Annotated in this window: 14 protein-coding genes and 1 pseudogene; 9 read left to right on the plus strand and 6 right to left on the minus strand. The window is 71.4% G+C overall.

Translation table 11 applies throughout. The features are described 5' to 3' along the window. The first annotated feature begins 78 nt into the window (after positions 1–78). Positions 79–1749: a 3-hydroxyacyl-CoA dehydrogenase gene (locus tag ACH4S7_RS13075; RefSeq protein ID WP_398521195.1), complete on the plus strand. Its 1671-nt coding sequence runs from the start codon at positions 79–81 to the stop codon at positions 1747–1749. After that, on the plus strand, positions 1746–2348 hold the full coding sequence (locus ACH4S7_RS13080) for a TetR/AcrR family transcriptional regulator (protein ID WP_398521196.1): 603 nt from the start codon (positions 1746–1748) through the stop codon (positions 2346–2348). Before ACH4S7_RS13075 ends, ACH4S7_RS13080 begins: the two co-directional genes overlap by 4 nt. A gap of 124 nt (positions 2349–2472) precedes the next feature. On the opposite strand, the gene ACH4S7_RS13085 is transcribed toward ACH4S7_RS13080, so the two are convergent. Next, a complete protein-coding gene (locus ACH4S7_RS13085) occupies positions 2473–3051 on the minus strand; it encodes an Lrp/AsnC family transcriptional regulator (protein ID WP_398521197.1) in 579 nt (192 codons plus the stop codon). Between the two features lie 189 nt (positions 3052–3240). Here ACH4S7_RS13085 and pdhA point away from each other — a divergent pair, with 189 nt between their 5' ends. From pdhA to ACH4S7_RS13110, 5 genes are all read left to right on the plus strand, one after another. Next, positions 3241–4377, plus strand: a complete 1137-nt coding sequence (gene pdhA, locus ACH4S7_RS13090) for a pyruvate dehydrogenase (acetyl-transferring) E1 component subunit alpha (protein WP_398521378.1) — start codon at positions 3241–3243, stop codon at positions 4375–4377. Further along, the gene (locus tag ACH4S7_RS13095; protein WP_398521198.1) at positions 4374–5402 is read left to right on the plus strand and encodes an alpha-ketoacid dehydrogenase subunit beta; all 1029 of its coding nucleotides are present in this window, start codon (positions 4374–4376) and stop codon (positions 5400–5402) included. Before pdhA ends, ACH4S7_RS13095 begins: the two co-directional genes overlap by 4 nt. After that, positions 5402–6907 carry a dihydrolipoamide acetyltransferase family protein gene (locus ACH4S7_RS13100; RefSeq protein WP_398521199.1) on the plus strand — a complete coding sequence of 502 codons (1506 nt, stop codon included), beginning with the start codon at positions 5402–5404 and terminating at the stop codon, positions 6905–6907. The genes ACH4S7_RS13095 and ACH4S7_RS13100 overlap by 1 nt, the downstream gene beginning before the upstream one ends. Positions 6908–6994: 87 nt before the next feature. After that, entirely contained in the window at positions 6995–8143 is a 1149-nt protein-coding gene (locus ACH4S7_RS13105; RefSeq protein ID WP_398521200.1) for an NTP transferase domain-containing protein, read from the plus strand. 107 nt (positions 8144–8250) lie between these two features. Continuing rightward, a complete protein-coding gene (locus ACH4S7_RS13110; protein ID WP_398521379.1) occupies positions 8251–9726 on the plus strand; it encodes a molybdopterin molybdotransferase MoeA in 1476 nt (491 codons plus the stop codon). Positions 9727–9852: 126 nt separating this feature from the next. Here ACH4S7_RS13110 and ACH4S7_RS13115 read toward each other — a convergent pair whose 3' ends face one another. Then, positions 9853–10965: a potassium channel family protein gene (locus ACH4S7_RS13115; RefSeq protein WP_398521201.1), complete on the minus strand. Its 1113-nt coding sequence runs from the start codon at positions 10963–10965 to the stop codon at positions 9853–9855. Positions 10966–11104: 139 nt separating this feature from the next. Here ACH4S7_RS13115 and ACH4S7_RS13120 point away from each other — a divergent pair. Both ACH4S7_RS13120 and ACH4S7_RS13125 read left to right on the plus strand, forming a co-directional pair. Further along, positions 11105–11773 (plus strand): annotated as a pseudogene (locus ACH4S7_RS13120) (potassium channel family protein); the annotation flags it as partial. 68 nt (positions 11774–11841) lie between these two features. After that, positions 11842–12822 carry an NAD(P)H-quinone oxidoreductase gene (locus tag ACH4S7_RS13125; RefSeq protein WP_398521202.1) on the plus strand — a complete coding sequence of 327 codons (981 nt, stop codon included), beginning with the start codon at positions 11842–11844 and terminating at the stop codon, positions 12820–12822. 504 nt (positions 12823–13326) lie between these two features. Here ACH4S7_RS13125 and ACH4S7_RS13130 read toward each other — a convergent pair. The 4 genes from ACH4S7_RS13130 to ACH4S7_RS13145 form a co-directional block, all read right to left on the minus strand. Then, on the minus strand, positions 13327–13863 hold the full coding sequence (locus ACH4S7_RS13130) for a bacterial proteasome activator family protein (RefSeq protein ID WP_398521203.1): 537 nt from the start codon (positions 13861–13863) through the stop codon (positions 13327–13329). Between the two features lie 107 nt (positions 13864–13970). Beyond that, positions 13971–16850, minus strand: a complete 2880-nt coding sequence (locus ACH4S7_RS13135) for an ABC transporter permease (RefSeq protein WP_398521204.1) — start codon at positions 16848–16850, stop codon at positions 13971–13973. Next, complete coding sequence (locus ACH4S7_RS13140) at positions 16847–17602, minus strand: ABC transporter ATP-binding protein (protein ID WP_398521205.1); 756 nt, start codon at positions 17600–17602, stop codon at positions 16847–16849. The genes ACH4S7_RS13135 and ACH4S7_RS13140 overlap by 4 nt, the downstream gene beginning before the upstream one ends. A gap of 301 nt (positions 17603–17903) precedes the next feature. Next, positions 17904–18581, minus strand: a complete 678-nt coding sequence (locus tag ACH4S7_RS13145; RefSeq protein WP_398521206.1) for a PadR family transcriptional regulator — start codon at positions 18579–18581, stop codon at positions 17904–17906. Positions 18582–18650: the final 69 nt, after the last annotated feature.

Genomic DNA, 18650 nt, shown 5'->3' on the forward strand with positions numbered 1-18650 from the left:
GTTAGAGTAACCGAACGATCGGTCGGTACAAGGGGGCCTGTCATACCTGTGGATAACTCATCCGGGAGTATCACTCCCATGACCGCCATCGATCCGACCGCCCCAGCGGGGACCGCCAACGCCGTGCCCGCCACCGCGGTGACCGAGGGCGGGAGCGGAGCCGTGGACCCCGGCCGCACCGTCGCCGTGGTCGGCACCGGCACCATGGGGCAGGGCATCGCCCAGGTGGCCCTCGCCGCCGGCCATCCCGTACGGCTCTACGACGCCGTCCCCGGGCGGGCCGATGAGGCGGCGGTCGCGATCGGCGCCCGGCTGGACCGGCTGGTCGACAAGGGCCGTACGACAGCGGCCGAGCGGGACGCCGCCCGTGCGCGGCTGAGTCCCGCCGCCGACCTCGCGGACCTCGCCGACGCGGCGCTCGTCATCGAAGCGGTCGTCGAGCGACTGAGCGTCAAACAAGAGCTGTTCACCGCGCTGGAGGAGATAGTCGCCGGCGACTGCCTCCTCGCCACCAATACCTCCTCCCTCTCCGTCACGGCCGTCGCGGGGGCCCTGGAGCGCCCCGGCCGGTTGGTCGGTCTGCACTTCTTCAACCCGGCGCCCCTGCTCCCACTGGTCGAGGTCGTCAGCGGCTTCGCCACCGATGAGACATCGGCGGCGCGCGCGGCGGCGACGGTGGCGGCCTGGGGCAAGTCCCCGGTGCGCTGTGCCGATCTGCCCGGTTTCATCGTCAACCGCGTCGCGCGGCCCTTCTACGCGGAGGCATTCGCGGTCCACGAGGACCGGGCGGCCGACCCCGCGACGATCGACGCGGTGCTGCGGGAGTGCGGCGGCTTCCGGATGGGCCCCTTCGAGCTGACCGATCTGATCGGGCAGGACGTCAATGCGGCCGTCACCGGGTCCGTCTGGGAATCCTTCTTCCGGAGCGCGAAGTTCACCCCGTCCCTGGCGCAGCGGCGGCTGGTCGAGGCGGGGCTGCTGGGCCGCAAGACGGGCCGTGGCTGGTACGCGTACGGGCCGGGGGCCGAGCGACCGGAGCCGCACACGGCGGCGCCGGCCGACGCCCCCGCTTATGTGATCGCCGAGGGTCGGCTCGGCGCAGCGGCCGGCCTGCTGGAGCTGATCGCCGAGTCCCCGGTCACCCTCCGTACGGAGGACGAGGACGACGGCACCCGCCTGGTGCTGCCGAGCGGTGGGCAGTTGGTGCTCGCCGACGGTCAGACCTCCGCCGAGTACCGGGATCTCGTCTACTTCGATCTCGCCCTCGACTACCGGGCCGCCACCCGGGTCGCGCTCGCCGTCTCCCCCGACACCCCCGAACGCACCCTTCAGGAGGCGATCGGCCTCTTCCAGGCGCTGGGCAAGAGCGTCAGCGTGATCGGAGACGTACCGGGGATGATCGTGGCCCGTACGGTCGCGATGCTGATCGACATCGCCACGGACGCCGTCGTCAAGGGGGTCGCCACCGAGGACGACATCGACACGGCGATGCGGCTCGGCGTCAACTACCCCGTGGGGCCCTTCGCATGGGACCGCCGACTGCCCCGTGGCTGGGCCCATGACCTGCTGGAGTCCGTGCACGAACGGGTGCCGGGCGGGCGGTACGCCCCGGGGCTCGCGCTCTTCCAGCGCTCTTTTCTCGCTGCTGAGGCAGCCGGTGAAGATCCTGGTGGGAGTGGTGGTACGGGCGTATCCGACGGTGGGGCGGACCTCGCCGGCGCCGGTGTTGGAGAGGGAACGGAAGCATGAGCACGGCCAAGCGCGACACCTACACGCCGGAGACCCTGCTGACCGTGGCCGTGCGCGTCTTCAACGAGCGCGGTTACGACGGCACCTCCATGGAGCACCTCTCCCGGGCGGCGGGCATCTCCAAGTCCTCCATCTACCACCATGTCGCCGGTAAGGAGGAGTTGCTGCGCCGGGCGGTGAGCCGGGCGCTCGATTCGCTCTTCGCCGTTCTCGACGAGCCGGGGGCGATGCACGGGCGGGCCATCGAGCGGGTCGAGTACGCGACCCGGCGCACCGTGGAGGTGCTGGTGGCCGAACTGCCCTATGTGACGCTGCTGCTGCGGGTGCGGGGCAATACGAAGACCGAGCGCTGGGCGATGGAGCGGCGCCGGGAGTTCGACCAGCGGGTCGCCGATCTGTTGAAGGCGGCGGCGGCCGACGGTGATCTGCGCGCTGACGTGGACATCCGGCTGGCGACCCGGCTGCTCTTCGGCATGGTGAACTCCCTGGTGGAGTGGTACCGACCGCACCCCGGTGGGGGGTACGAGAGCGAACAGGTCGCCGAGACGGTCGCCCGGCTCGCCTTCGACGGGCTGCGGACGCATGCGGCGGGGAACTGAGCGGCGGGGCCGAACGGCGGGGAACTGAGCGGCGGCGCGGGAAGTGAGCGGCGGGACCCGGGGATACGGGTCGGGTCTCTCGCGACCCGCACCGGGCGGCCCCCCGGAGGGGGGATCCCGGTGGCTACAGGGGTTGGCCGTCCGGAGGCGCCGGTGGTGCTGACGGGAGTGCTGGGGGCGCGGGGTCGAGATCCGTCTCCTCGAACACCAACAGCGTCCGGGTGGACAGGACCTCGGGGATGGCCTGGATCCTGGTGAGGACGAGTTCGCGCAGGGTGCGGTTGTCCGGGGTGTGGACCAGGAGCAGTACGTCGAAATCGCCGCTGACCAGCGCGATGTGCGCGGCCCCCGGCAGCGCCTGGAGCTGTTCGCGCACGGTCCGCCAGGAGTTCTGCACGATCTTTAGCGTGATATATGCGGATGCCCCCTGACCAGCGCGTTCGTGATTGATCCGAGCGCTGAACCCGCGAATGACACCGTCGTCGATGAGCCGGTTGATCCGGGCGTAGGCGTTGGCGCGCGACACATGGACCCGCTCGGCGACCGACCGTATCGAGGCGCGGCCGTCCGACTGGAGGATGCGCAGGATGTCGCGGTCGATGGCATCGAGCGCGCGGGGCGGAGCACCCTGCTCGAAACGGTATCCGCCCTGGTCGGCACGGTCCCCGTGGTCGGCGTCTTCGGCCATTTGTTTAGCTGTCATATCCCCCCGCCTCCCTGGCATGGACGACCTGGCTCCATCACAGGCTGTGGAGAACCGTTTGTCCACAGGCTGAAGGCGCCTGTAGCCAAAATGCGTCCACGACCGAACAATCGGTAGGTGAGGCGCGCCACATTCGGGCCGCTTCGTCGTCGCTCCCACGAGGAGGTGCTCGCCTTGCGAAAAAGCAGCATGACGGTCCAGGAGCCGCCCGGTGCCATCGCGTACCGGCTGACCCCGCCCCCGGCCTGGCAGCCCCGCACCGACCCCGCGCCGCTGCTCCCCGACCCGGAGCCCTTCCGGGTGCTCGGCACGGACGCCGCGGCGGACGCCGACCCCGAGCTCCTCCTGAGGCTGTACGCGGAGCTGGTGCGCGGCCGTAGGTACAACGCGCAGGCGACCGCCCTCACCAAGCAGGGCAGGCTCGCGGTCTACCCGTCGAGCACCGGACAGGAGGCGTGCGAGGTCGCCGCTGCGCTGGCCCTGGAGGAGCGGGACTGGCTCTTCCCCAGCTATCGCGACACGCTCGCGGCGGTGGCGCGCGGAGTGGACCCGGTGCAGGCGCTGACGCTGCTGCGCGGCGACTGGCACACCGGATACGACCCCCGGGAGCACCGGGTGGCTCCCTTGTGCACGCCGCTCGCCACCCAGTTGCCCCATGCCGTGGGCCTGGCCCACGCGGCCCGGCTCAAGGGTGACGACGTCGTCGCGCTCGCCATGGTCGGCGACGGCGGCACCAGCGAGGGCGATTTCCACGAGGCGCTGAATTTCGCGGCCGTCTGGGGTGCCCCCGTGGTCTTCCTGGTGCAGAACAACGGCTTCGCGATCTCCGTACCGCTGGCCAAGCAGACCGCCGCCCCCTCCCTGGCCCACAAGGCCGTGGGGTATGGAATGCCGGGCCGTCTGGTCGACGGAAACGACGCGCCGGCCGTGCACCAGGTGCTCTCCGAGGCCGTGGCCCGCGCCCGCGGGGGCGGTGGCCCGACCCTGATCGAGGCGGTGACCTACCGGCTCGAAGCCCATACGAACGCCGACGACGCCACCCGCTACCGCGGCGACGCCGAGGTCCAGACCTGGCGGGAGCACGATCCGATCACGCTGCTGGAGCGGGAGCTGACCGGTCGCGGGTTGCTCGACGAGAAGGCCCGGCGGGCCGCCGCCGACGCGGCGGAGGCCATGGCGGCCGGGCTGCGTGCGCGGATGAACGCCGAGCCGGTGCTCGACCCGATGGATCTGTTCGCCCATGTCTACGCCGAGCCGACCAGCCAGCTGCGGGAGCAGGCGGACCAGCTCCGGACCGAGTTGGAAGCGGAGGGGGAAGCACGATGACCACGGCCACCACCCCGGCGCCCGCCGCGACCGCGGCGAAGCCGGCCACCATGGCCCAGGCCCTCCGGTGCGCCATGCGCGACGCCATGGCCGACGATCCCTCGGTCCATGTGCTGGGCGAGGACGTCGGCACGCTCGGCGGGGTCTTCCGGATCACCGACGGGCTCGCCGCGGAGTTCGGCGACGACCGGTGCACCGACACCCCGCTCGCGGAGGCGGGCATCCTCGGAGCGGCCGTCGGTATGGCGATGTACGGACTGCGTCCGGTGGTCGAGATGCAGTTCGACGCCTTCGCCTATCCGGCGTTCGAGCAGTTGATCAGCCATGTCTCCCGGACGCGGAACCGCACGCGCGGCGGAATGGCGCTGCCCCTCACCATCCGGGTGCCGTACGGCGGCGGGATCGGCGGTGTCGAGCACCACAGCGATTCGTCCGAGGCGTACTACATGGCGACCCCGGGGCTGCACGTCGTCACGCCCGCGACCGTCGATGACGCGTACGGGCTGCTCAGGGCCGCGATCGCCAGCGACGATCCGGTGGTCTTCCTGGAGCCGAAGCGGCTCTACTGGTCGAAGGCACCGTGGTCGCCCGAGGCGCCGGGCCGGGTCGAGCCGATAGGCCGGGCCGTCGTCCGGCGCACCGGCCGCAGCGCCACGCTGATCACCTATGGGCCGTCGCTGCCGGTCTGTATGGAGGCGGCGGAGGCCGCGGTGGCCGAGGGCTGGGATCTAGAGGTCGTGGATCTGCGCTCGCTGGTGCCCTTCGACGACGCGACGGTCACCGCCTCGGTACGGCGCACGGGGCGCGCGGTCGTGGTGCACGAGGCCACCGGTTTCGGGGGCCCCGGAGGAGAGATCGCCGCCCGGGTCACGGAGCGCTGCTTCCATCATCTGGAGGCGCCGGTGCTGCGGGTGGCGGGGTTCGACATCCCGTATCCGCCGCCGATGCTAGAGCGGCACCATCTGCCCGGCGTCGACCGGGTGCTGGACGCGGTGGCGCGGTTGCAGTGGGAGGCGGACAGCTGATGGCGCGGGTGCTGGAGTTCAAGCTGCCGGATCTCGGCGAGGGGCTGACCGAGGCGGAGATCGTGCGCTGGCTGGTCGCGGTGGGCGATGTCGTCGCGATCGACCAGCCCGTCGTGGAGGTTGAGACGGCGAAGGCGATGGTGGAGGTGCCCTGCCCCTACGGGGGTGTGATCACCGCGCGCTTCGGCGAGGAGGGGACGGAGCTGCCGGTGGGCGCGCCGTTGCTGACGGTCGCGGTCGGGGCGGAAGACACCCGGGAAGCGGCTGGCGCCGGGTCCTCCGGTGGCACGTCGGCGAGTGGTGGCACGGGCGGTGTGGCGGGAGGCGTCGGCACGGGTGGCGCCCCGGCGAGCGGTGACCCGGGTGAGGCGTCGGGGAATGTCCTCGTCGGCTACGGGACGGGGGCGCCGATGGCGCGGCGGAGGCGGCTCCGGCCCGCCATGGCCGCCACCACCCGGGCCAAGGCCAGCGCGCCGGCCGGGACCACGGCGCCGGTCGGGACCACGGCGCCGGTCGGGACCACGGCGCGGGCCGGGGTCTCAGCGCAAGCCTCCCGCGGGCTGGCGGACACTCCGGCCGGGGCGGTCGCCACGATCGCCGGTGATGCCGTGGGAGCCGCGCGGAGCGGGCCGGTGGCCGTCATATCGCCCCTCGTCCGACGGCTGGCGCGTGAGCACCGCCTTGATCTGCGGGAGCTGACGGGGTCGGGTCCTGACGGACTGATTCTGCGGGCGGACGTCGAGTCCGCCGCGCGGGCGGTGGCCGAGCCGGCCGCCGCTCCCGGGCCCGTCACTGTCGTGGCCGCCGTGGCGCCGCGCGGGGAGCGTGTCCCGCTGCGGGGCGTCCGGGGCGCGGTGGCCGACAAGCTCTCCCGCAGTCGCAGCGAGATTCCGGACGCCACCTGCTGGGTCGACGCGGACGCGACCGAGCTGATGGCCGCGCGGGCCGCGATGAACACGGCGGGCGGCCCGAAGATCTCACTGATCGCGCTGCTCGCCCGGATCTGTACGGCGGCGCTCGCCCGGCATCCGGAGCTGAACTCCACCGTGGACATGGCCGCGAGGGAGATCGTGCGCCTCTCCGAGGTGCATCTGGGGTTCGCGGCGCAGACCGAACGGGGATTGGTCGTCCCCGTGGTCCGGGACGCGCAGAGCCGTTCGACGGCGTCACTGAGCGCGGAGTTCGGCCGGCTGACCGAGGCGGCCCGACAGGGGACGCTCACCCCCGCGGATCTGACCGGAGGCACCTTCACCCTGAACAACTACGGGGTGTTCGGTGTGGACGGCTCCACACCGATCATCAACCACCCGGAGGCGGCGATGCTCGGCGTGGGCCGGATCGTGCCCAGGCCCTGGGTCCACCAGGGGGAGATAGCCGTTCGCCAGGTCGTTCAGCTCTCGCTCACCTTCGACCACCGGGTGTGCGACGGCGGTACGGCGGGTGGATTCCTGCGCCATGTCGCCGACTGCGTGGAGCGCCCGGCGGTGCTGCTGCGCGAGCTCTAGGAGGACCCGTCCGAGGTACGGGCCCGGTCGGGTGCCGGAAGGGCGGGGGAGCTTCCGGTTCCCGGCGCGGGGACGATACTGCGGGGCATGAGAGCGAACCCGGGCAGCGAGACCAGCGGCCAACCGACTGGTGGGACCGACGCCGTACCCACCGGTGGGACCACCGGTGGGACCAGTGGTGAACCGACCGGTGAACCGATCGGCGGCGCGGGCGGCGGGGCCGGGTACGACGCCGTCGTACTGGCCGGAGGGGCGGCGAGACGGCTGGGTGGAGCCGATAAGCCGGGGCTGAGCGTGGGCGGGCGGCCCCTGCTCGATCGGGTGCTCGGGGCCTGCCGGGAGGCGGGGCGCACGGTCGTCGTAGGCGGGCGCAGGGCCACCGCGCGGCCCGTGGTCTGGGCGCGCGAGGAACCGACGGGAGGAGGGCCGCTCGCGGCGCTGGACGCAGGGGTGCGACAGCTCGCAGGGGAGAACCAGGCCGTTCTCGTGTTCTCGGCCGACCTGCCGTTCCTGGGGGAGCCGACCGTGCGCCGACTGTTGGAGGCGCTCGGTACCGGCCGGCCCGAAGGCGGAGGTCAGCCCGAGGGGGTGCTGGTGGTCGACGCCGATGGGCGGGAGCAGCCGTTGGTCGCCGTGTACCGGGCGGAGCCGCTGCGCCGTGAACTCGCGCTCCTCGCGACCGAGCACGGAAGCCTGGCCGGGTTGCCGCTGCGGCTGCTGACGAACGAGCTGGACCTCGCCCGGATCGATGCCGGGCCACTGGCGTCATTCGACTGCGACACCTGGGAGGACATCTCCGCCGCCCGGGCCCGGATCAGGGAGCATGGGAACGTGCTGGATGAATGGATCACCGCGGTCAAGGACGAACTCGGCATTGAGCTCGATGTCGACACCCATGCCCTGCTCGACCTCGCCAGGGACGCCGCGCACGGTGTCGCCAGGCCCGCCGCGCCACTGACCACGTTCCTCGTGGGGTACGCGGCGGCCATGGCCGGCCGGAACGGCCGCGTACCCGACGAGGCGGTGGCGGAGGCCATCCGCAAGGCCGTCGCCCTCGCCGGACGTTGGGCGGCGGAGGCCGAGCACGCCGAACACGCCGAACACGCTGCACAGGCCGAACGGTCTGAACCGGGCCCGCAGACTCAACCGGCCGGTGCCGACGGCGGTGCGCCGGGGGCCGGCGCCGACCAACCCGGGTCCGCTGCCGGTGCGTCCGGTCAGGCCACTGCCGGATGAGCGCCCGGGGCCGGGAGACCGCCGCGCCGGGCGGGACCCGCGCGCGTACCTCCCGTACGACCGGCGACAGCCCTGAGCAGGCCCCTGAGCACACCCCTGAACGCGCCATGGAACAAGGCCCTGACCGTGCCACGGCGCCCAGCACGGGACACAGCACGGAGCGCGGGAGCGGGCGCGGGACGGAAGCCGGCACGAAAGCGGCCACAGAAGTGGGTGCGGAGTGGGTGTCTGACGGTGTGGAGGAGGCTCTCGCGCTGGTCAACGGTCCTGCGCGGCCCGAGCCCGCCCCTGCCGTCGCCCCCACCCTCGATACCGACCCTGCGCCCGACCCCGACGCCGCGCGCGAGCCGGGGCGGAGGGCCGGGCGCCAGCGGGTGACCGCATGGGCGGCGGCGCGGGAGCTGGCCGCGCGGACCGGGCGCACGGGCTCACCCCGTACCGGACGGGTGCCGCTGGAGCGGTCCCTCGGCCGGGTGCTCGCCGCACCGCTCACCGCGCTCTGCGATCTGCCGTCCTTCGACACCTCCGCCATGGACGGTTGGGCCGTCGCCGGGCCCGGACCCTGGCGGGTCGACGACGGTTCGATCCTCGCCGGGCTCGGCACCCTGCCGCCCCTGGAGGACGGTACGGCGGTACGGATCGCCACCGGCGCCCGTACCCCGCCAGGGGCCACCGCCGTGATGCGCGCTGAGTACGCCCGGCTCAGCCCAGAACGCCGACTGCTGCATGCCGTGCGGGCACCGCACCCAGGAGAGGACATCCGACCGCGCGGTCAGGAGTGCCGCGTAGGCGATCATCTGCTGCCCGCTCGTTCCCTGGTGACCCCGGCCGTGTTGGGGCTGGCCGCCGCTGCGGGCTATGACGAACTGCTCGTCGCCGAGCGGCCGCGGGTCGAGGTGCTCGTCCTCGGCGACGAGCTACTCAGCGACGGACTCCCGCACGAGGGGCTGATCCGTGACGCCCTCGGTCCCATGATCAGCCCCTGGTTGAGCAGCCTCGGCGCCGATGTCATCGGTACTCGACGCCTTGGCGACGACGCCGATGCTGTCCACCGGGCCGTCACCACCTCCGATGCCGATCTCGTACTCACCACGGGCGGTACGGCCGCCGGGCCGGTTGATCATGTGCACCCCGTGCTCCGGAAGGTGGGGGCCGAGCTGCTGGTCGATGGGGTCGCCGTCCGGCCCGGCCATCCGATGCTGCTGGCCGCGCTTCCCACCGAGGGCGATCTCCCGGTCCGTCATCTGGTGGGGCTGCCGGGGAACCCCCTGGCCGCCGTATCGGGGCTACTCACCCTCGCCGAGCCGCTGCTGCGTGGGCTCACGGGGCTGCGGGCTCCGCTGGGCTATCGGGTGCCAGTACGCGACGAGGTGACCGGCCATCCGCACGACACTCGGCTCGTCCCCTTCGTCTACCGAGATGAGCGGCTGGTGCCACTGCGCTACAGCGGGCCGGCCATGTTGCGGGGGATCGCCGCCGCCGATGGGCTGGCGGTCGTTCCCCCGGGCGGTGCGCGGCCGGGGGACGGGTTGGAAGTATTGGATCTGCCCTGGGCACCCGGGACCCCTTCCGGAGCCACCTGAGCGTGTTTCACGTGAAACGCGGGCCGGGAGGGTGATTGGGGCAGGCGCCCGGGGTCCAGGTCCGGGCGATCAGGCTCAGGCGCCCAGGCCCAGGCCCAGGCCCAGGCAGGCCCGGGGCCCGGATGGTCAGGCGTAGGTGGGCTCGGCCCGGCTGACGGTGATCAGTCGGTCCCCGAACTGGAGAGTGGCGCACTCCGGGTCGGCGTAGTCCAGCATCTTCTTCCGCCGGACGACCGATACGACGAGGTCGGAGCACTCGCGGGGGGATCGTCCCACCTCGTCCTTGCTGACCGGGCGTTCGGCGAGATTCAGCCCGCTGCCGCGGGTCATCAAGTCCTCCAGGATGCCGGCGACATGGGGACTCGCCATCGAGACACCCAGGAGCCGCCCCGCCGAGCTGGAGCTGGTGACCACGGTGTCGGCCCCGCTCTGCTTCAGCAGCGGGACGTTCTCGTCCTCACGGACGGCAACGACGATGGTGGCCCGCTTGTTGAGCTGGCGCGCGGTGAGCGTGACCAGGGTCGCGGTGTCGTCGCGCTGCGGGGCGATGATCACCCGGGCGGCGGTCCCCAGCTCGGCCTTGAGAAGCGTCTTGGAGCGGGTGGCGTCGCCGAGGACGGCCACCAGTCCGTCGGCGCTAGCGGCGTCCACCGCCTTGCGCTGGGGATCGACCACGACGATCTTGTCCAGGGTGATGCCCCGACCGCGCAGTGTCTCGATGGCGTGCCGGCCCTTGGTGCCGTAGCCGACGACGATCACATGGTCACGCATCCGGGAGCGCCAGCGGTGGACCCGCACCTGCTGACGGGTGCGCTCGGTGAGCACTTCGAGGGTGGTGCCGACCAGGATGATCAGGAAGACCACCCGGAGGGGCGTGATGATGAAGATGTTCGTCAGCCGGGCGCCGTCGCTGACCGGTGCGATATCGCCGTAGCCCGTGGTGGAGAGGGTGACGGTGGTGTAGTACGCCGCATCCAGGAAATCGACCTTGCCATCGGCGTTGTCGCTGTAGCCGGCGCGGTCGAGCCAGACGAGCAGGGTGGTGACGGCCAGTACCAGCATCGCCATGGCCAGTCGCCGAAGCACCTGCTGCAGGGGCGGAACACTGGCCTGGGCGGGCATGGTGATGGAACGGTCGGCCTCCGCGTCCTCCTTGGCGTCGGCGCGGGAGCGGAGCCAGAGGGTGCGCAGAATTGAGATGGGCCCCGATCTGGACGTCGGTTGCTTCTCGTCCTTCATCGCGTGTCCCCCTGGCGGTGGTGCGTTCGATCGGCTTGGGTGACCATGGTCGCCGATCCTGGCGGACGACGTGGTCATCCGGGCGTCGCGTCCGTGGTTTCCCTCATGGCGGTAGCGTCATTCAGGACCGTTGGAGGATTCGTTGCGTGATCACACCGTCGTCGTGGGTTTCGGGACAAAGGGGCGTTCCGCGATTCAGACGTTGACCGCCACCGGACTGAAGAAGGACCAGATCATCGTGGTCGACCCCAGCGGAAAGGTGATCGAGTCCGCCATCACCGAAGGGTTCGGCGGGGTGGTCGGTGACGCGACCCGGAGCGATGTGCTGCTCCGGGCGGAGGTCCAGCGGGCCAGCCAGATCATCATCTCGACCCAGCGAGACGATACGGCCGTGCTGGTGACGCTCACGGCCCGTCAGTTGAACCGGGAGGCGAAGATCGTCGCCGCGGTGCGCGAGGAGGAGAACGCGCCGCTGCTGAAGCAGTCCGGCGCGGACGCGGTGATCACGAGTGCGAGTGCGGCGGGCCGGCTGCTCGGGCTCTCCGTGCTCAGCCCCAGCGCGGGCGCGGTGATGGAGGATCTGATCCAGCAGGGCAGCGGGCTCGATCTGGTCGAACGGCCGGTGATAAAGGCCGAGGTGGGGCTGAACGTCCGAGAGACGGGCGATCTGGTGGTGACCGTACTGCGCGGGCATCGGCTGCTCGGCTACGACGATCCGGCGGCCAGCCCGCTTCAGCTAACGGACCGGCTGATCACGATTGTCCGGGCGGACGGGGGCACGGGCATCCCACCCCGCACGGCGGAGTAGCTCCAGCGGACCGGGGCGGGCGGGCGGCGTCATCGGATCGTGGCGGGCGCGGGAGTAGCCTCGCGGCCATGTATGCGATCACGATTTCCGAACCCGGTGGTCCCGAGGCGCTGGTCTGGGCCGATGTGCCCGATCCCGTACCCGGTGAGGGGGAGGCCCTTGTCGAGGTGGTGGCGAGCGCCGTCAACCGTGCCGATCTGTTGCAGCGGCAGGGGTTCTACGATCCACCGCCGGGGGCGTCGCCCTATCCGGGTCTGGAGTGCTCCGGCCGGATCACCGCGCTGGGGCCGGGGGTCTCCGGCTGGTCCGTCGGGGACGAGGTGTGCGCGCTGCTCGCCGGCGGCGGATATGCGGAGAAGGTCGTTGTCCCGGCCGGCCAGCTGTTGCCCGTGCCGAAGGGAATGGACCTGGTCACGGCGGCGGCGCTGCCCGAGGTGGCCGCGACGGTGTGGTCCAACGTGTTCATGATCGCGCACCTGCGGCCGGGTGAGACGGTGCTGATCCACGGCGGTGCCAGTGGTATCGGCACGATGGCAATCCAACTGGCCAAGGCAGTGGGCGCCCGGGTCGCCGTCACGGCGGGCGGGCCGGAGAGGCTGGCGCGCTGTGCCGAGCTGGGCGCGGACATTCTGATCGACTACCGCCAGCAGGACTTCGTGGCGGAGCTGGAGCGTGCGACGGACGGGGCGGGCGCCGATGTGATCCTCGACATCGTGGGCGCCAAGTACCTGGACCGGAACGTACGGGCCCTGGCCGTGAACGGCCGGCTCGCGGTGATCGGGCTCCAGGGTGGGGTCAAGGGCGAGCTGAATCTGTCGACGCTGCTGAGCAAGCGGGCGGCCGTGACGGCGACCTCACTGCGGGCGCGCCCGCTCGGTGAGAAGGCGTCGATCGTGGCGGCGCTCCGGGAGCATGTGTGGCCGCTGATCGAGGCGGGGCGGGTACGGGCGGTGGTCGACCGGCGACTGCCGATGGCGGAGGCGGCGGAGGCGCACCGGGTGCTGGAGTCGGGTGGACATGTGGGCAAGGTGCTGCTGCTGACGGGCTGAGGGCCACAGCCGCCGAGCCGGGGGGCCTTCTGGCGACCAGAAGGCCCCCGGGCCGGTACGGCGGTCCTGCGGGATCGCTCCCCGCCCCGGCCGGACCGTCCCACACCCGGGCTCGGCACCGTCCCACACCCGGGCTCGGCACGGAGCCGTTTACGCCGGAGCCGTTCGGGCCGCCCGGGGGTCACGGGCGGTCGCCCGATGGCCGGTCGGGAGCAAAGGCCGGCGACGAAGACCAGCGACAGAGCCGGCGACAGGGGCCAGCGGCGACGGAGGCCGACGCGAGAGGCCAGCCATCAGACTGACGGCAGGGGCTCACCCCAGAAAACCGCCGCAAGGCCCCCCCGCGCGAGGACCCGCCCCCGCGAGGACCCGCCGCCACAAGGGCCGGCCGCCGCAGAGATCCGCCGCCGCAAGGGCTCGCCGCGAAGATCGCGAAACCGCGAAACCGCGAAACCGCGAAACCGCGAAACCGCGAAGACCGCAAGGCCGGCCCGGGGGCGGCAGCTACAGATACGGGCCCGAGCGGAGCGCACCGTGGTGGGCCGGGTCGTCGTCCTCGTGGGAGGCGCCCGGGGGAAGGGCCCTGCGCATCTGCTCCAACTGCGCACGTGCCGCCATCTGCTGGGCGAACAGCGCCGTCTGAATACCGTGGAACAGGCCCTCCAGCCAGCCCACCAACTGCGCCTGCGCGATGCGCAGCTCCGCCTCCGAGGGGATCGCCTCGTCGGTGAAGGGCAGCGACAGCCGCTCCAACTCCTCCACCAGCTCGGGAGCGAGACCGTCCTCCAACTCCTTCACCGAGCTGGCGTGGATCTCCTTGAGGCGGACCCGGCTGGCCTCGTCCAGAGGAGCCGCTCTGACCTCCTCCAGAAGCTGCTTGATCATGCTGCCGATGCGCATGACCTTCGCCGGCTGCTCGACCATCTCCGTCACCGGGATCTCACGCGACTCTTCGTCACCGCCGCCGAGTGCCATCCCGTCCTGGCCTACGACTAGGACGTGGGGACTGTCCTGCGACCGTTCATTCCTCGGCATCTCCATGCGGCCATTCTCTCGCACATACGCGTCACGAGACGGTGCGCCCCCGTACGAGAATGATCAACCTCGTACGGGGGCGCAAAAGCGCAGGCAGGGCCGTCGGTGACGATCTACGACGCCTCGCGGCGGGCCAGTGCGCCACGGGAGCGGGTCAGCAGCGCCGCCAGGAGCGCAGCGCCCACGGGGACCGCGATCAGTAGTGTCGCCAGGGTGCCCCAGGGCACCACAATGGGGACATAGGGCGCGGTGTCGATGCCGCCGTACCCCTCGTCGAGGGCCATCTCGTACCACGCCATCTGCTCGCGGCGGTCGGTGAGCCGCAGTCCGATCGCGGGCAGGACGCCCGCCGCCGAGCCGAGCAGCACACCCATCGCGGCCACCACCCCGCACTGGAATGCGCTGAGGGTCCTGCGCACCCTGGGCGGGGCGCCGACGGCGGCGAGGGTCTTGAGATCCGCCTCGGCGTCGGCCTGGGCGAGACCCGTGGCGATACCGGCCGCACCGATGGTGATCAGTCCGGCGAAGATGGCCAGCGACAGCATGATGATGTTGTTCTCGCTGGTGTAGCCCTCCTCGATATGCAGGTTGACCTCGGCGCCGGTCTTGTCCAGCTCGCCGTCGAGACGCTGGCGCTCCTGACTGCTCGGCTGCTTGTCCGTGGAGTAGTAGGCACCGAACGGGACCGTCTGGAGGCCCGCCGCCTTCGCCGTGGCCGGGGCCATGAGCAGCGGAATGCCATAGGACTGGCCATCGGCGCCGGAGGGGCGGTACGCGTCGAAGGACTTGACCTCACCGGGCACGGTCTTGTTCGCCGACCGGGCCTCGTCGGCCGCCTTGGTGTCGGTGATCAGCCGGATCCCGGCCTTGCCCTTGGCATCGACATAGCGCTTGTCGAACGCGATGATCTGTCCGGCCTTCAGGGCCTTCTCGACGCCCTTGTCCTCGATGTTGAGGACATCGAGCAGCTTCTCGTCACCCACCATGACGTCGACCTGGGCATAGCTGCCGCCCATGCCGCCCTTGCAGCGCCAGTCCTTGGCGAGCCGGCGCTTCTCGGCCTTGCTGAATTGCGAACCGGGGTCGGCATCCGGCCGGGCCGGGTCGACGGCCCAGAGCGGGCATTCATTGGCCGGCGGGGTCACCAGCTCAAGCTGTCCGCACTTCGCCGAGCTGCCTTGGAGGTCGCCCCACATCGAGCAATTCGGGTTGCCCACGGCTATCCGGTCCACATCGGCCCGCACATCGACGGGCAGCATCTTCTGCACCGTGGAGCGCACGCCGGAGACCTCCCGGCTGCCGCCCGCCTCGCCGAGCGTGACGGAGACGGCGCCGTGCGGGAGCTGTGCTTCATAGGCGGCCCGCGACTGAGCGTCCTGGCTCGCCGCGAAGGTCGCCACCGCGACCGTGCCGGCCACGGCGGCCAGCACCGCGGCGACAGCGGGGGCCGTACGCCCCCGGTTCCGTACCGCGTCCCGCAGCGCGAGCCGCGGGGACAGCGGGAGCCAGCGTCCGAGCCGGCCGAAGAGGCCGACCAGCGCCGGGGTGAGGGCCACCACGCCCAGCTCGGCGATGGCGCTGCCACCTCCGACGAGCACGACGCTGTCGCTGACCATCGAACCGTAGAGGGCGATGGCCACACCCAGGGCGACGGCGATCAGACCGATCGTCGGCAGGACCCGGCTGCTTCTGCGGATGCCACGGCGGCCGGTGAGCGAGGACAGCACCGACTGGCGGGAGGCGCTGACAGCGGGCACCAGCGCGGCGAGCAGACCGGTGAGGACGGCGAGCAGCGCGATGCCGAGAAGTTCCAGCGGGCGGATGTCGAAGCTGCCGAACCGCTCGCCCGCGAAGTCTTCGAACGTCGGTCGCAGCAGATAGGTGAGGATCAGTCCCAGGGTCGTGCCGATCACCGCGGCGACCACGCCGATCACCAGACCTCCGGCGAGCACGATCGCACGGATATGGCTGCGGTTACCGCCATTGGCTCCGACGAGCCCGAGCTGGCGGCGGGAGCGCCGCGCGCCGACCGCGAAGGCGGGACCGGCCAGCAGACAGATCTCCAGCAGGGCGAGGCCGACCACCGTGGCGGCGGAGGCGTAGAACGCCGTGTCCGCGCCCGAGCTGTTCGCATAGCCTCCCCAGCCGGACTCCTGGAAGAGCGGGACCGCGGACGACGGCGGCGGGTTCAGAGTCACCGACCGGGACTGGACCACCACGCCCTTGGCGTTGGCCTGCTGGACCATGTTCCACGTGAAACCACCGTTGGTCTTCACCAGATAGGTGGTGGAGGGCCCGGTGGTGGGCAGCCCGGCCTGTGCCAGCGCCTGGTCGAGCGGTGCGAGGAGTGCGCCCGGGAGGGCGTTGACCTGGTCGGACTTGAGCGCGGCGGGCAGTTCGTACGCCCCCACGATGGTGAACTCGCGATCCAGGTGACGCGCCGTGAGCTTGGAGCCCACCTTCAGCCCGCTGTTCTTCAGGAAGGACGAGGTCGCGGCGATCTCGTCGGCCTGCTGCGGGAACCGGCCGTCGAGCAGCGGCATGATGCCCTTGACCATCGGATCCGCCGCCTTCAGCTCACGGATCTCGGTGTTCAGCAGACCGTGCTTACTGTGCAGCTTGGCCCGCCCGAGCGTGTCCGTCAGTTGGATGACACCCGGCGGCAGCACCTTGGCGACATCGGTCCTGCCCTCGGGGTAGGGCTTGTTGTCGAAATCGCCCACCGCCATGGAGTTCTGGGCGTCGGGGGTCTGCATGACGGGCGCCCCGCCCGTTTCCGCGTCGCTCACCCGGGCGTCCGCCCGGCCGAGATCCCGGGAGAGCTTCTGCTCGGGGGAGAGTTCGACGCTGCGCATGGTCAGATCGGCGGCGCTGACACCGACGATCGGCAGGGCGAGCATCGCCAGGACGAGGGAGCTGCGTCCCTTGTTGCGCCATGCGTCGCGGCGGGCGATCCGTATCGCGGCCCGCCAGGAGTGGTACCAGGTGTTCACAGTTCGGCCGCTTCCTGACCGGAGAGCAGCGAGTCGGCCTGGCTGCGGAGGGTCTGGTCGACCACGGCGCCGTCGCGGAGGAAGACCACCCGGTCGGCCCAGGCCGCGAAGCGCGGCTCATGGGTGACGAGAATGCCCGCCGCCCCCGCGTCACAGCGTGCGCGCAGCAGTGCCAGTACGGATTCGCCGGTCTCGGAGTCCAGCGCACCGGTCGGCTCGTCGGCGAGGACCAGTCTCCGCCCGCCCACCAGGGCCCGGGCGATGGCCACCCGCTGCTGCTGACCGCCGGACATCTCGTCAGGGAAGCGCTCCGCGAGGTGTCCGAGGTCCATCTCCGCCAGTGCGGCGAGGGCCTCGACCCGGGCCTTGCGGGCGGAGACTCCGTCCAGTTCGCGCGGCAGGGAGACGTTCTCGGCGGCGGTGAGGGCCGGGATCAGGTTGTAGTCCTGGAAGACGTAGCCGATGCTGCGGCGGCGCAGGGCGGCGAGTGTCTTGCGGTTAGCGGTGGTGATGTCGGTGCCCTCCACGATCACCCGTCCCGAGGTGGGGAGATCGAGGCCGCCCGCGATGGTGAGCAGCGTGGACTTGCCGGAGCCGGACGGGCCCATGACGGCGACGAGTTCACCGGGGAAGACATCCAGATTGATCCCGCGCAGCGCGTGCACCTCGGTCGCACCACTGCCGTGCACTCGGGTCAGTTGCTGGAGTTGCAGAACGGGCTGTTGTGACTTCTGGGGCGTGGAGTTAGACATGTCAGGGTTCCCCCCTTGGACGGATGGGACGAGCGGAAGACTTCGGGTCCGGGACGAGCACCCCCTCGGCGGGGACGATCGGCGGACGGCTCCTCAGCAAGAGACAGCGCCTCAGCGACAGACGGCGCTTGAGCGACAGACAGGGCTTGAGCGACAGACAGGGCCTGAACGGCGGTGGGGCCGAGCAGCAGATAGCTGTCCAAGCGCCGGGCCGGGGACCGGGGTTGAGCGGGCCCGAGGCCCTGGGCGGCCCCGTTGGGGACGGGGCTCGCGGTGTGGGGACGGGGTGCGCGGCCTGGTTCTAGGCCGTGGACGTGGAAGTGGATGTGGGCTTCGAGATCGATGGAGCAGTGGGGTCCTTGGAGTGCGCCGAGGGTTCGGCGCGGGCCCGTGCCGCCGGGTCCGCCTGCTGGCGGGCGCCCGCTGACCCGGTGGCCATGGAGATCCTGATGAGCCGTACTTCGCAGTGGTCGAGCCAGCGTGCCTCGGCCTCGGTCTGGAAGATGAGCTGTTCCAGTACGAGCAGCCAGGCCACATCGTCGCGTTCCCGCGACCCCTCGCTCTCGATCGCGGCGAGTGCCTGCGCCTTGAGCCGGGTGTAGTCCTGCATCGCCTTCACGGTGTGGTGGCGCTGGGACTGGATGACGGCCCGGATGTCCAACCCGGGTGACCCGATGGCCATCGCCAGCTTGATGGCCAGCTCGTCACGGGGCGGGCTGCTGCGGTCCACCGGCGTCTCGAACCAATTCCTCAGCTCGGCGCGGCCCGGTTCGGTGATGACGTACAGCGCGTGGCCGGCGTCGTCCGCACCGCTCTGCGCGACCATGCCGTCCCGCTCCAGCCGGTTCAGGGTCGTATAGACCTGACCCACGTTGAGCGGCCAGGTGGCACCCGTGCGCGACTCGAACTCCGTGCGCAACTGAGAGCCGTACCGGGGGCCGTGCTCAAGGAGGGCCAGAAGCCCGTGACGAATGGACATACCGAGTATGTATACCGGGTATGCCAGTTCGCTCCAACCGTCAAAAGACGGAATCGAAGGGTCCGCCTC

Source organism: Streptomyces sp. NPDC020965, from assembly GCF_044333555.1.
In the GTDB taxonomy this organism is placed as follows: Bacteria; Actinomycetota; Actinomycetes; order Streptomycetales; family Streptomycetaceae; genus Streptomyces.